Consider the following 13,041-nt stretch of genomic DNA (forward strand, 5'->3'; position numbering starts at 1 on the left):
AGCGGGTCAACCGCGTCTATGACGCACAGGCATTAGCCGCAGGCCCCGTCCATCAAGCCGCCCGCCTGGCACCGGGCCGCGGGGCGAATTCGGCAGCAGCAAGCCCAAAGCACCCCCTGGAAGTCTTCGGCACAGCATCATGCCGGCATCCAACCAGCGCTGCGTTGGCTGAACTAGAGTTGGCATGGCTGGATTTCTTGGTTTTCCAGATCCACAGTAGATGCCCAGCGCACGCAAATATGACGTTTCTCCGTCATTGAGAGAAAGTGGAATTGACCCATGGCAATCAAACGGCGCGTTGATGAAACCGCTGGCCGAGCGGCCCTGCGCGAATGGTCCGGAACCACGCAGGGACAAGGAAAAATAGCCCGCCCGGTGCTCGCCACCGCGGTGCGCTTTTCGCTGGAGGAGCTGGCCTCCCGCGCCGAGGGCAACTCGGTCGAGGTACGCGTTCCGCCCTTCGGTGTGACTCAGTGCATAGCAGGTCCCCGGCACACCCGCGGAACACCCCCGAACGTGGTCGAAATGCCTGCTGAACTCTGGCTTTCCCTTGCTACTGGGCGTATCGGCTGGGCCGAGGCCTTGCAGACTGGGCAATTGCATGCTTCGGGACTTAGGGCAGACTTGTCAGCGCACCTACCACTTATTGAGTACCCTTAAAGGTATGGAGCAACACCCCGCTACCCCGTCTTCTGCCGATCAGAGTGTTGAAGTGCATATTCACTCGTCGCCCAAGTTCTGGCCGTTCATTTTGACTTTCGCGGTCCTTGGCGCGCTAGCCGGTCTCATCATTGGACTGCTTGGCGAACCATCGCAGGATTACACCCGCACCTCGGCGTCCGGATTCTTCGCCATATTCGGTGCAGGCCTGGGCGTAGGCATCGGCGCATTGGCGTATGTGATTGTTGATCGCGTGACCTCACGCAAAACCACCAAGCATCTGGCAGTTCCTCTGGCCGAGGACACTGACTCCAGCGGACTACAAGGCTAGGCAGCTTTTCTCCTGAATTAGAAGAGCAGGCGGCCGCGCACCTGGCCGCCACCCACCACATTTTTGGTCGGTGTCGACCAACTGGAACATGAGAGAATAACCAACATGGCGCGTGGCGATGGATTCTTAAATCACGACCTGCTTCCAAACGAAAAGGGGCCGCAGGATGAATGCGGCGTTTTTGGCGTTTGGGCTCCTGGCGAAGAGGTCGCAAAACTCACCTATTACGGCCTGTACGCCCTGCAGCACCGCGGACAGGAATCCGCTGGTATTGCCACGAGCGACGGTGCGCGTATCAACGTCTACAAGGACATGGGCCTGGTCTCCCAGGTGTTCGACGAGAATACGCTGAACTCCATGGCCGGCCAGCTGGCTATCGGCCACTGCCGCTACTCGACCACCGGTGCCAGCCACTGGGCCAATGCGCAGCCGACCTTGGGCCCGACCCAGGCCGGTACCGTCGCCCTGGCCCACAACGGCAACCTGACCAACTCCGCTGATCTGGCCGATATGGTCTCCGCCAAGCAGCGGGCCGAAGGCGGCAAGGTCCGCGGCGAACTCGCCCAGGGCAACACCACCGACACCGCCTTGGTCACCGCCTTGCTGGCCGGTTCCGAAGGCCAGTCGCTGGAAGAAACCGCGCTGGAGCTGCTGCCGAAGATCGAAGGCGCCTTCTGCTTCGTCTTCATGAACGAGGACACCCTCTACGCAGCCCGCGACCCGCATGGTGTTCGCCCCCTGGTCCTGGGCCGGCTGGACCGAGGCTGGGTTGTTGCTTCGGAGCAGCCTGCACTGGCTACCGTTGGCGCCTCGTTCATCCGCGAAATCGAACCCGGCGAAATGATCGCCATCGACGAGAACGGCGTGCGTTCCACCCGCTTCGCCGAAGCCACCCCCAAGGGCTGCGTCTTCGAGTACGTCTACCTGGCTCGTCCCGATGCTGCCATTGCCGGCCGCTCGGTCTACGAATCCCGCGTGGAAATGGGCCGCCAGCTGGCCCGCGAGAACAGCGCGGACGCGGACATCGTGATCCCGGTTCCGGAGTCCGGCACCCCGGCCGCCATCGGCTACGCCGAGGAATCGGGCATTCCATTCACCCACGGCTTCGTGAAGAACGCCTACGTGGGCCGTACCTTCATCCAGCCATCGCAGACCCTGCGCCAGCTGGGCATCAAGCTCAAGCTCAATGCGCTGGAAACCGTGCTGCGCGGCAAGCGCGTCGTGGTGGTGGATGATTCGATCGTCCGCGGCAACACCCAGCGCGCGGTGGTGCGCATGCTGCGCGAGGCCGGTGCCGCCGAGGTGCATGTGAAGATCTCCTCGCCTCCGGTCAAGTGGCCTTGCTTCTACGGCATCGACTTCGCCTCGCGTGCCGAGCTGATCGCCAACGGCGCTGCCGTGGCTGAGATCGCGACCTCCATCGGCGCGGACTCCTTGGCCTACATTTCCGAAGACGGCATGATCGAAGCGACCCGCCAGCCGCGCGAGCGCCTGTGCACCGCGTGCTTCACCGGCGAGTACCCGATCGCCTTGCCGAACGAGGAGCGCCGCGGCAAGAACCTGCTGGAGCGCAGCAACCAGGGCGGCTGCGAGCCAGGTCCTGATGCCGAGTTCGAAACCAACAGCTAATCCCCTCCACGATCCCAACCATCTCGTTGCAAAGGGCGCCGGAAATGCGGCGCCCAGAACAGAAAAGGAACCGACTGCCATGAGCGGCAATGATCAGCAGCCAACTTCCATCACCTATGCCGGTGCCGGCGTTGACGTTGAGGCCGGTGACCGTGCCGTTGAGTTGATGAAGGGCGCGATCAAGGCAACCCACACCGCGGGCGTTGTCGGAGGGGTCGGCGGCTTCGCCGGGCTCTTCGATGTATCGTTCCTGACCGGTTACAAGAAGCCGTACCTGGCTACCTCCACCGACGGGGTAGGCACCAAGGTTGCCATCGCCCAGAAGCTGGACATCCACGACACCATCGGCCAGGACCTGGTCGGCATGGTGGTCGACGATATTGTCGTGGTGGGCGCCAAGCCGCTGTTCATGACCGACTACATCGCCACCGGCAAGGTCGTCCCGGAGCGCATCGCGGATATCGTGCGCGGCATCGCGGAAGGCTGCAAGCTGGCCGGCACCGCGCTGGTTGGCGGCGAAACCGCGGAGCACCCGGGCCTGCTGGCCGAGGACGAATACGATGTTGCCGGTGCTGCTACCGGTGTCATCGAAGCTGACCAGCTGCTGGGCCCGGAGCGCGTGCGGGCCGGCGACGTCGTCATCGGCATGGCGTCCTCGGGCATCCACTCCAACGGCTACTCGCTGGTGCGCCGCGTCATCGCCCACGCCAAGTGGGAGCTGGAACGCGAAGTTGCAGAGTTCGGCAAGACCCTGGGCGAGGAACTGCTGGTTCCGACCCGCATCTACACCACCGCGTGCCTGGATCTGGTGGGCGAACTGAACGACGGCGAGAACTTCGGCGTGCATGGCTTCAGCCACGTCACCGGTGGCGGCCTGGCTGCCAACCTGGCTCGCGTGCTGCCCCAGGGCCTGATGGCCCGTGTGGACCGCTCGACCTGGTCCCTGCCAGCAGTCTTCTCCACCATCGCCCAGCTGGGCAACGTGCCGCAGCCTGACCTTGAGCGCACCCTGAACCTGGGTGTGGGCATGGTTGCTGTTGTTGATCCAGCTGTAGCTGATCGTGCCGTAGAGCTGCTGAACAAGGCTGGCATGGGAGCTTGGGTCATGGGCGGCGTCGAGAATATCGATCCAGCGGCAGCCGATGCCGGACTGGACTACGTCCAGGGAGCCAAGGGCGTTGACGGCGGCGCAGTGCTGCTGACCGGCAACTACGCCAAGTAGTACTCGCAGGATCCGCTTCCTTGCCGATGCGCCGCACTGATCCCATTGCGGCGCATCGGTTCTTAAACGCCATCGCCATGCGAATGGGGATGCAGGGTTGAGCGGAGCCCTCTTGCCCGGCTTCCAGGCGCCAGGCAATGCTGCCGGTGGTGCTGCACCAGTGCGAGCTTCCTGCCGTGCTGAGTGCCCAGAGCAGCATTTGGCACGCTTCATTGGTGTCCCTCGCGGGACGAAATACCGGCCTGCTAGTCCAGTTGCTTCAGGGCGTGCTCCAAAGGCACACGCCAGCGCCAGGTTGCTTTTTGTTCACCGCGGACGTGGCCGTTGGTAATCAGCGCCACCGGCAAATCCCGCTTGACGAAGTTCAACAGGATCTTGTACCCGCTCATCACTGCAAGGGAGGAGCCCAGCACCAAGAGCGATGTGGATTCCGCTTCCAGTGCCGCAATGCGTTCCTTGCGTTCAACCGGAACGTTCTCGCCGAAATACACCACATCAGGCTTCAGGGCCAGCGAGCCGCAGCTCAAGCAGGCCACCATGTTGAACCGGTCAACCAGATACTGGGGCAGCTCCACATCCCCATCGGGGTTCACCGCGCTGGGGTCGATTTCCACGGCCTCCAAATAGCCCTTGTTGGCCGCCTGCAGGCGCAAATCAAAGTCATTGCGGTTCTCGCTGTATCCGCAGTCCAGGCAGCGGACGATCGACAAGTCGCCATGGACCGGAATGACCCGTTTGGATCCGGCCTGCTGGTGCAGCCCGTCAACGTTCTGCGTAATGATTCCACTGATTTTCCCGTGCTCTTCCCACTGCACCAAGCGCTGGTGAATGTGGTTAGGCTCGGCTTTGTCCATATGGCGCCAGCCGACGTAGCCACGGGCCCAATAGCGCTGCCGGGCTTCAGGACGGAATCGGAATTCTTGATAGGTCATCGGCCGGTGGCGCTGCAATGAACCGTTGGGTCCCCGGTAGTCGGGGATTCCGGAATCGGTAGAAACACCGGCTCCGGTGACCACCAGGACCCCGCCAGCGGAAAGCATGTGGCGCACCCCGGCACGCGCTTCAGCTTCCGGGGATTCAGGTGCCTGCTGCTCGACAATGCGCTGCATCGACCGGATGGCCGAATGATGCGCCATCTGGATGGATAGCTCTTCTGGAGTGCTCACGTTCCACCTAACAATTACTGGGCACGACAAAGGCCGCAACGACTAAAAGCTAATTTAGCTTAGTCGCTGCGGCTTGTCGCAAAATGTACTGAAGAGCTGTACCACTCAATGCTTAAGGTGTGGCACTCTGAGCCAAGGACTCCCGGCATCAGAAGACGAGGCTACTCGTCTTCGTCATCTCCCGAGTACTTCTTAGTCAGCTCGTCGTATTCCGAATATTCTTCGTCATACGATGAATCATTACGCTCAGTGTTCTGAGCATGATGATCGGACTGAACGCCCAACTCGCGTTCAAGTGCCGAAAGGTCAGTGGACGGCGAGTAGTACTTGATATCTCGCGCCTGACGCTGTGCTTTAGCCTTTTGACGGCCGCGCCCCATGGCGTGACCCCCTCTTTTCAGTAGAGTCGGGAGGTGGTCCACCTTGAAAAGATGAAGGCCCCCGAATATGTGATCAGTTCTTTCGTAATTAAAGGTTAACACGATTCACCGGCGAGCGCTGAATGCAACACCCTCCGAAACCGCTAGACTGTCGATTAGTCCAACGACTATGTATTGAGCCGGCGAGCGATCGCCCGACCCAACCACGAAGGAGCTCAACAGGTGGTGGAAAACAATCTGCCCGAGCCGCAGGCGGCTTTACCGCCATTGCAGCCAGAACCGGAGAAGCCCAAGCGTCAAAGTGCCCAATGGGCCTTGATGATTGTCGCCGTTCTCGCACTGGCCGCGGCAGTGGTTTTCGTGGTGTTGAGACTAGTGGATCCCCCTGCTTCGCCAACTGCGAACAACGTGGAGCGCAACGAGAATCCAGGCCTCGACGGCATTGTTGCCACCGAGATGCCTCCAACCCAGTTGGAGCAAGGCGACTGCCTGCGCGGATTCAATTCGCCATTGGATCCGCAGACGGTCGTGACCTGTGATTCCTCCCACAACGCCCAGCTGATCGGCATCTTCCAGGTCACCGGCGAGGAGTACCCGGGAGCCAACGTGCTGCTCACCCAATCCGAAGACCTGTGCAAATCGGTGTCACTGGATCCTCGTGCAGGGCTGGACTCCACATGGACCTATCACTTCTCGCGTCCCTCTGAGAGCACCTGGGGCCAGGGCGACCGCACCGTTTCATGCTTCCTGAGCCTGTCCGAGGGCGACGTCCGCAACTCGTTGCTGCCCGAGGGCGCTACGGATGGAGAATCGGAGAACTCCGAAGAGGAGCCGTCCAAGGCACAGGAGACCACCGACAGCTAAGTCTGCGTTCAGGAAAAATGGCGAGGGCATGAACGGAATTCCATCCGTTCGTGCCCTCGCCATTGACAGGCTCCTAGGCCTTCTTGGCAACTTTGAGCTTGTCGCCAACTTCGTCCAGGGTGACCTCTACGGTATCCCCGTCCTGCACCGTTCCAGCCAGGATCTCCTTGGCCAGCCGGTCTCCGATCTCGCGCTGCACCAGGCGGCGCAGCGGACGAGCGCCGTAGGCAGGATCGTAACCGGTCAGGGCCAGCCAATCGCTGGCGGCCTGATCCACCTCCAGGTTCAAGCGGCGGTCGGCCAAGCGCTGTGCGAGCAGGTCGATCTGCAGCTTGACGATGCTGCCCAGCTCTTCGATGCTCAATGGATCGAAGAGGATGACCTCATCGAGACGGTTCAAGAACTCCGGCTTGAACGATGCATTGACCACGCTCATCACCGCTGACTTCTTGGCCTCGTCTTCCATGCTCTGGTCCACCAGGAACTGGGAACCCAGATTCGAGGTGAGGATCAGAATGGTATTCCTGAAGTCCACGGTGCGGCCTTGGCCATCGGTCAGCCGCCCGTCATCGAGCACCTGCAGCAGGATATCGAATACTTCCGGATGCGCCTTTTCCACCTCGTCCAGCAGAATCACCGAGTACGGGCGGCGACGCACAGCTTCGGTCAGCTGCCCGCCCTCTTCATACCCTACGTAGCCCGGAGGGGCACCGACCAGGCGCGAAACCGCATGCTTCTCCGAGTATTCGGACATGTCGATCCGCACCATCGCCCGTGGATCATCGAAGAGGAAGTCAGCCAGGGACTTGGCCAGCTCCGTCTTGCCGACACCGGTAGGACCCAGGAACAGGAAGGATCCGGTAGGCCGGTTCGGGTCGGCAATCCCGGCGCGGGTACGGCGAACGGCATCAGAGACAGCGGCAATAGCCTGCTTCTGCCCCATCAGGCGCTGCCCGATGATTTCTTCCATATCCAGCAACTTCTGGCTTTCACCCTGCAGCATGCGCCCGGCCGGAATACCGGTCCACGCCGAGATGACTTCTGCAATGTCATCCGCGGTGACTTCCTCGGCAACCATGGTGTGCGTATCGGCCTTATCGGCTTCGGCAGCAGCCGCCGCATCCAGTTCCTGCTGCAGCGTTGGGATCTCCCCGTAGAGTAGGCGAGAGGCCTGCTCCAGGTCGCCCTCGCGCTGGGCCTTGTCGGCCTGGCTGCGCAATTCGTCGAGCTTGACCTTCAGGTCGCCGACGCGGTTCAACCCGGCCTTCTCCGCTTCCCACTGGGAGTTCAGCGCGTCCAGCTGTTCCTTCTTGTCGGCCATGTCCTTGCGTAGCGCATCCAGGCGTTCCACCGAGGCTGGATCCGTTTCATCGGACAGCGCCAGCTCCTCCATGGTCAGCCGGTCCACCTCGCGGCGCAGCTCATCGATTTCCTCCGGAGCCGAGTCGATCTCCATGCGCAGGCGGCTAGCGGCCTCATCAACCAGGTCGATGGCCTTGTCTGGCAGCTGGCGGCCGGAGATGTACCTGCTGGACAGCGTGGATGCTGCCACCAAGGCGGAGTCCGCAATGGAAACCTTGTGGTGCGCCTCGTAGCGCTCCTTCAACCCACGCAGGATGGCAATGGTGTCATCCACGCTGGGCTCGCCGACATACACCTGTGCGAAGCGGCGTTCCAGGGCGGGATCCTTCTCGATGTTCTCGCGGTACTCGTCCAAGGTAGTAGCACCAATCAAGCGCAACTCGCCGCGGGCGAGCATTGGCTTGAGCATGTTCCCCGCGTCCATGGCGCCTTCGGAGGCTCCGGCGCCGACCACGGTGTGGATCTCGTCAATGAAGGTGACTATCTGGCCGTCCGAAGCCTTGATCTCTTCCAACACCGACTTCAGCCGCTCTTCGAATTCGCCACGGTACTTGGCGCCGGCGACCATGGCGCCCAAATCCAGCGAGATCAGGGTCTTGCCACGCAGGGATTCCGGCACGTCGCCCGCGATCATGCGCTGGGCAAGCCCCTCAACGACAGCGGTTTTGCCAACGCCTGGCTCGCCGATCAGCACGGGGTTGTTCTTGGTTCGGCGGGAGAGCACCTGGACCACGCGGCGGATCTCGCGGTCGCGGCCGATGACTGGATCCAGCTTGCCCGAGCGCGCCAGGGCGGTCATGTCGGTGCCGAACTTCTCCAGGGACTGGAAGGTGGCCTCCGGATCCGGATTATCGACCTTGCGGTCGCCGCGGATGGTGGGCAAGGTGCCCACCAGCAGTTCGCGGGTGGCCCCGAATTCGCGCAGCGCGTCGCCGGCTTTGGTCTGGTCTGATGCCAAGGCGATAAGCAGGTGCTCCGTGGAGACGTAGGTGTCCCCCATTTCTGCGGCAGCCGCTTGGGCGTTGCTCACAACCTGCAGCAGCTGTCGGGAGTACTGGGCCTGGGCCACTGAACTGCCGGAGCTGGAAGGCAATGCGTTGATGACAGCGCTTGCCTTGACCGAAAGCGCGTCGACATCCAATCCGGCGGTCTTCAGGAGGGCGACTGCGACGGAGTCGCGCTGGTCCAGCAAGGCCTTCAGCAGGTGCGCAGGTTCAATCTGCGGATTGCCTGCGGTTGAAGCGTTCATCCCGGAAGCCGAGAGAGCTTCTTGGCTCTTAGTGGTGAGTTTGGTGTCCACGCGCATCCTTTCTCTAATTGGGTGAACCCATAAACTTGAGTGTACTTAACTCAACTCTACCCGCACTCTTCGTATTCCAGCTAGAGCAAGATTTTCGAAAGATTTTCTATTTCACTTGCCCAGAAGCAAAACCCCTTGTCACTGATGATTTGCCGACCTAAAATAAGGCATGGCCAACCCGGATTCCAAAGACATTTTTTCACTGACCCACGATGATCTGATCCAAGTTTTCATCGATCAGCACCGGCAGATGCTGCTTTCCTGCACCGGCGGACTGAGTGAAGCCGAAGCCAGATTGAAGTTGGTTGAATCCAAGACCACGCTGCTCGGGCTGGTGAAACATGCGATCTTCGTGGAACGGGTCTGGTTCGGTGAAGCAGCCACCGGCCGGAGCCGTACAGAGCTGGGCATTGCCTCTTCGCCCAGCAAATCATTCGACTTGGAGGCTTCCGACACCATCGATTCGATTCGGCACGAATATGCCCAAGCCATCGAACTGTCGCATCAAGCAGTCGAAGGCAAAACAGGGGATGACGTCTTCTCAAGCAACCGGCGTGGACCGCTGCCGCTGCGCTGGATCCAGCTGCATATGCTGCGTGAACTGGCGCAGCATTGCGGACACGCAGATATCCTGCGTGAACAAATCCTGGCCGCGCGGAAATAGCGTGCCGCCCTCAACCGGTAGACTCCGGGCATGCCATTAGAACTCCACCCGCTTCCCGCTGAAGAATTCCATTCGTGGATGGCACGAAGTACCGCCGAGTACGTATCGGACCTTGTTGCCGCTGGCAGTTCCCAGCGCAAGGCGCAGGAAGATGCAGACCGGACCATGGGCCGGGCCTTTCCCACCGGATTGCCAAGTTGCACCAATGCGGTATTCACCCTGGAGCATGGCATTTTCGGCGATGTGGGCTATGTCTGGATCGGCCACGACACCTCAGGTGATCCGGCTTCATGGTGGGTTTGGGACATAGTTGTCGACCCCGGGCACCGCGGCAAGGGGTTCGGACGCCAGGCCATGAATTTGGCCGAAGAATACGCCCGTGCCCACGGCGCACGTACCCTGGGGCTGAATGTGTTCGGTTTCAACCAGAGCGCTCGCGGCCTCTATGAATCGCTTGGATATGAAACCACCAGCATCAAGATGCGCAAGTCGCTCTAGCAGCGCCTAGTTCCTGCCCCTGGCCCACGTTGCTCCAAGCGAACTGCATTCTTCGAATTGCTATTGATGCCTACCCAACTGCACAAAGACAAAGTACATTACAGATCATCATGACATCCACGGACCAAGATTTTTCCAGAAGCATCGCATCAGGATAAGCTGGTAGAACGTAAGGGAGTATTCATAATCGTTGAATCCGTCAATACGCAGGACTTCATGGTCCTGCCGGGTTTTGCGGCCAGCCCCGGGGTCGGTGAAGAGACTTACTCAGATGCGTTCGCGCGCTACTTACGAAAGCAGGAATCCCTATGGGAGTTTCCCCTATGATTTGGGGAATCACGATTGTCGTGATTCTCGCCCTTCTGGCCTTCGACTATTTCTTCCACATCCGCAAGGCCCACGTTCCATCGCTGCGTGAAGCGGCCATCTGGTCCAGCATCTATGTTGGCTTGGCCCTCGTTTTCGGTGTTCTGGTGCTGGTCTTCGGCGGCATCGACATGGGTGCCGAGTACTTTGCCGGCTACATTACCGAGAAGGCCCTGTCGGTCGACAACCTGTTCGTCTTCCTGATTATCATCGCCAGCTTCCGCGTACCCCGCGAAGACCAGCAGAAAGTCCTGCTCTTCGGCATCGTCTTCTCGCTGATCGCACGTACCGCCTTCATCTTTGTCGGCGCGGCGCTGATCAACCAGTTCGCTTGGGTCTTCTACCTGTTCGGCCTGATCCTGCTGTTGACCGCGGGCAACCTGCTGAAGAAGGATGACGAATCCGATGAGGCCAACAACTTCATCATCCGGATCGCCAAGAAGCTATTCCACACTACCGACAACTATGACGGCGACAAGCTGTTCACCAAGATCGATGGCAAGAAGGTCCTGACTCCGATGCTGCTGGTCATGGTGGCCATCGGCGGTACCGATATTCTCTTCGCTCTGGATTCCATCCCTGCGATCTTCGGACTCACCCAGAACGTCTACATCGTGTTCACGGCTACCGCCTTCTCGCTCATGGGACTGCGCCAGCTCTACTTCCTGCTCGACGGATTGCTGGACCGCTTGATCTACCTGTCCTACGGGTTGGCAGCAATCCTGGCATTCATCGGCGTGAAGCTGATCCTGCATGCACTGCACGAGAACAACTTGCCATTCATCAACGATGGCGAACACGTGATGGTCATTGAAATCAGCACCGGCCTGTCGCTGAGCGTCATTATCGGCGTCCTGGTGCTGACAATTCTCGCTTCGCTGTTCAGCAAGGCAGGCAAGGCCCAGACTGCCATCGGCAACCTGCGCCGCCATGCCAACAGCTACAACGACCTGAGCTACACCTCGGACGCGGTCGAACGCGAACGCATCTACCGCGCCTTGGTGGAGGAAGAAGCGTATGTGAAAACCATGGAAAAGAAGTACCGCGACAAGGCCAAGGACGTGGACAAGATCCGTGTCGAGGTCGCCGAAGCGCACCGCCAGCACGATGAGTACCTCAAGAGCTGATCAGGTTCGTACATAAAGCAAATGGCTGCCAACCCCATCAAGGGTTGGCAGCCATTCGCTGTCTTGGTGCTGCCTAGCGGCGAACACCGCCGATGAAATAGTCCGAAGGCACAATGACCTTGCCCAGAGGCATCAAGGAAACCGGGATCATCTTCAAGTTTGCGATACCCAGCGGGATGCCGATAATCGAAATGAACATCGGGATCGCGGTTACCACGTGCCCCACGGCAATCCAGATACCAGCAAAAATGATCCAGATGATGTTGCCCAGGGTGGAGAACGCGCCTACCGGGCCGTTGTCGACCACGGTGCGGCCAAACGGCCACAGCGCATAGCCGGCAATGCGGAACGAGGCGATGCCGAATGGAATGGTCACGATCAGCACGCAGCAGATGATGCCTGCCAACACGTAGCCCAAGGCCAGCCACAGGCCGCCGAAAAGCAGCCAAATAATGTTGAGAATACCGCGCACTAAATCAGTCATGGTTATATTCTCTGTCTTTTGCCTGTTTTACTCCATCGGGGATCCCCCCGATTTTCTTCTAGGGGTGTCCAATCCCCTACCGTTCGGCAAGCATCGAAGCAGCTAGCTCGGCTAGGATTAATCATCATGAGCGAATCGAGCGAGCAGCAGCGCCCAGCCCACGGCACTGCCCCTAGGAACCCAGACCTTTTCCGTGCCGAGCCGGTATCCTTCGTGCGCCGCGGCAACCGCCTGCAGGGCCGCCGTGCCAGCGCCTGGGAGCGCAATGCCGATCAGTACGTCATTGAGCCGCCCCGCAAGATCGCCGACACTTCGGTTGCCGATGACTTCCAGCTCGATCCTGCCGAGGCTTTCGGACGCACCGCACCGCTGATCGTGGAGATCGGCACCGGCCTGGGCGAATGCATCGCCAACGCCGCCAAGGATGATCCCGAGCGCAACTACCTCGCCGTTGAGGTCTACCGTCCGGGCCTGGCCCAGCTGATGCTGAAGGTCGAGTCTTTCGGCATCGCCAACGTCCGCGCAGTGCAGGCCAATGCACCAGAGGTTCTGGATGTCATGCTGGACGAGAACAGCGCCGATGAGATCTGGATCTTCTTCTCAGATCCATGGCACAAGCCGCGCCACCATAAGCGTCGCCTGATCAAGGCCTCGTTCCTGGACAAGGTCTCCCGCGTGCTCAAGCCGGGAGGCACCCTGCGCTTGGCCACCGACTGGTCCAACTACGCCGAGCAAATGCGCGAAGTCCTCGAAGCCCATCCGGACTTCGAGAACCAGCATCATGGCAATCTGTCCGGCACTGAGAGCAACCTGACCAAGGTGCGCCGCGAGGGCATGGAAGGCTTCGACCCCGAGCCAGAATTCACCGATGCCCAGGGTGGCTGGGCCCCGCGTTTCGAGCGCCGGATCCTGACCAGCTTCGAAGGCAAGGCGCTCAAGGCTGGTCGTCTGGTCTTCGATCTGGCATACACCCGCATCGGCTAGTCGC

Annotated in this window: 13 protein-coding genes; 9 read left to right on the top strand and 4 right to left on the bottom strand. The window is 60.4% G+C overall.

The genetic code is table 11. The features are described from left to right. The first annotated feature begins 279 nt into the window (after positions 1-279). The 4 genes from ACIQTS_RS11055 (at position 280) to purM (ending at position 3,842) form a co-directional block, all read left to right on the top strand. Positions 280-660, top strand: a complete 381-nt coding sequence (locus ACIQTS_RS11055; RefSeq protein ID WP_105656988.1) for a sterol carrier family protein — start codon at positions 280-282, stop codon at positions 658-660. A gap of 4 nt (positions 661-664) precedes the next feature. Next, complete coding sequence (locus ACIQTS_RS11060; protein ID WP_105656989.1) at positions 665-991, top strand: hypothetical protein; 327 nt, start codon at positions 665-667, stop codon at positions 989-991. Between the two features lie 105 nt (positions 992-1,096). Next, the gene (purF, locus tag ACIQTS_RS11065) at positions 1,097-2,620 is read left to right on the top strand and encodes an amidophosphoribosyltransferase (protein ID WP_402473387.1); all 1,524 of its coding nucleotides are present in this window, start codon (positions 1,097-1,099) and stop codon (positions 2,618-2,620) included. A gap of 79 nt (positions 2,621-2,699) precedes the next feature. After that, entirely contained in the window at positions 2,700-3,842 is a 1,143-nt protein-coding gene (purM, locus tag ACIQTS_RS11070) for a phosphoribosylformylglycinamidine cyclo-ligase (RefSeq protein WP_332485915.1), read from the top strand. 245 nt (positions 3,843-4,087) lie between these two features. Here purM and ACIQTS_RS11075 read toward each other — a convergent pair whose 3' ends face one another. Both ACIQTS_RS11075 and ACIQTS_RS11080 read right to left on the bottom strand, forming a co-directional pair. Then, the gene (locus ACIQTS_RS11075) at positions 4,088-4,978 is read right to left on the bottom strand and encodes a Sir2 family NAD-dependent protein deacetylase (protein ID WP_402473611.1); all 891 of its coding nucleotides are present in this window, start codon (positions 4,976-4,978) and stop codon (positions 4,088-4,090) included. Positions 4,979-5,169: 191 nt separating this feature from the next. Next, positions 5,170-5,388, bottom strand: a complete 219-nt coding sequence (locus ACIQTS_RS11080; RefSeq protein WP_105657086.1) for a DUF3073 domain-containing protein — start codon at positions 5,386-5,388, stop codon at positions 5,170-5,172. Positions 5,389-5,610: 222 nt separating this feature from the next. Here ACIQTS_RS11080 and ACIQTS_RS11085 point away from each other — a divergent pair, with 222 nt between their 5' ends. Further along, the gene (locus ACIQTS_RS11085) at positions 5,611-6,252 is read left to right on the top strand and encodes a septum formation family protein (RefSeq protein WP_105656992.1); all 642 of its coding nucleotides are present in this window, start codon (positions 5,611-5,613) and stop codon (positions 6,250-6,252) included. A gap of 73 nt (positions 6,253-6,325) precedes the next feature. On the opposite strand, the gene clpB is transcribed toward ACIQTS_RS11085, so the two are convergent. Then, the gene (clpB, locus tag ACIQTS_RS11090; RefSeq protein ID WP_402473389.1) at positions 6,326-8,914 is read right to left on the bottom strand and encodes an ATP-dependent chaperone ClpB; all 2,589 of its coding nucleotides are present in this window, start codon (positions 8,912-8,914) and stop codon (positions 6,326-6,328) included. Positions 8,915-9,083: 169 nt separating this feature from the next. On the opposite strand from clpB, the gene ACIQTS_RS11095 reads away from it, so the two are divergent. The 3 genes from ACIQTS_RS11095 (at position 9,084) to ACIQTS_RS11105 (ending at position 11,569) form a co-directional block, all read left to right on the top strand. Further along, positions 9,084-9,578, top strand: a complete 495-nt coding sequence (locus tag ACIQTS_RS11095) for a DinB family protein (protein ID WP_402473391.1) — start codon at positions 9,084-9,086, stop codon at positions 9,576-9,578. A 30-nt stretch (positions 9,579-9,608) separates the two neighbouring features. After that, complete coding sequence (locus tag ACIQTS_RS11100; protein WP_402473392.1) at positions 9,609-10,076, top strand: GNAT family N-acetyltransferase; 468 nt, start codon at positions 9,609-9,611, stop codon at positions 10,074-10,076. A gap of 308 nt (positions 10,077-10,384) precedes the next feature. Continuing rightward, positions 10,385-11,569, top strand: coding sequence for a TerC family protein (locus ACIQTS_RS11105; protein ID WP_105656995.1), 1,185 nt, complete (start codon positions 10,385-10,387; stop codon positions 11,567-11,569). A 73-nt stretch (positions 11,570-11,642) separates the two neighbouring features. Here ACIQTS_RS11105 and ACIQTS_RS11110 read toward each other — a convergent pair whose 3' ends face one another. Next, positions 11,643-12,053, bottom strand: a complete 411-nt coding sequence (locus tag ACIQTS_RS11110) for a YccF domain-containing protein (RefSeq protein WP_105656996.1) — start codon at positions 12,051-12,053, stop codon at positions 11,643-11,645. Between the two features lie 126 nt (positions 12,054-12,179). On the opposite strand from ACIQTS_RS11110, the gene trmB reads away from it, so the two are divergent. After that, the gene (gene trmB, locus ACIQTS_RS11115; protein WP_105656997.1) at positions 12,180-13,037 is read left to right on the top strand and encodes a tRNA (guanosine(46)-N7)-methyltransferase TrmB; all 858 of its coding nucleotides are present in this window, start codon (positions 12,180-12,182) and stop codon (positions 13,035-13,037) included. Positions 13,038-13,041: the final 4 nt, after the last annotated feature.

It is taken from the genome of Glutamicibacter sp. NPDC090743, from assembly GCF_044769125.1.
Lineage (GTDB): Bacteria > Actinomycetota > Actinomycetes > Actinomycetales > Micrococcaceae > Glutamicibacter.

Coding starts and splice junctions, on each gene's coding strand:
- ACIQTS_RS11055 (WP_105656988.1), top strand. CDS start 280: ATGGCAATCAAACGGCGCGTTGATGAAACCGCTGGCCGAGCGGCCCTG.
- ACIQTS_RS11060 (WP_105656989.1), top strand. CDS start 665: ATGGAGCAACACCCCGCTACCCCGTCTTCTGCCGATCAGAGTGTTGAA.
- purF (WP_402473387.1), top strand. CDS start 1,097: ATGGCGCGTGGCGATGGATTCTTAAATCACGACCTGCTTCCAAACGAA.
- purM (WP_332485915.1), top strand. CDS start 2,700: ATGAGCGGCAATGATCAGCAGCCAACTTCCATCACCTATGCCGGTGCC.
- ACIQTS_RS11075 (WP_402473611.1), bottom strand. CDS start 4,978: ATGGCGCATCATTCGGCCATCCGGTCGATGCAGCGCATTGTCGAGCAG.
- ACIQTS_RS11080 (WP_105657086.1), bottom strand. CDS start 5,388: ATGGGGCGCGGCCGTCAAAAGGCTAAAGCACAGCGTCAGGCGCGAGAT.
- ACIQTS_RS11095 (WP_402473391.1), top strand. CDS start 9,084: ATGGCCAACCCGGATTCCAAAGACATTTTTTCACTGACCCACGATGAT.
- ACIQTS_RS11100 (WP_402473392.1), top strand. CDS start 9,609: ATGCCATTAGAACTCCACCCGCTTCCCGCTGAAGAATTCCATTCGTGG.
- ACIQTS_RS11105 (WP_105656995.1), top strand. CDS start 10,385: ATGGGAGTTTCCCCTATGATTTGGGGAATCACGATTGTCGTGATTCTC.
- ACIQTS_RS11110 (WP_105656996.1), bottom strand. CDS start 12,053: ATGACTGATTTAGTGCGCGGTATTCTCAACATTATTTGGCTGCTTTTC.
- trmB (WP_105656997.1), top strand. CDS start 12,180: ATGAGCGAATCGAGCGAGCAGCAGCGCCCAGCCCACGGCACTGCCCCT.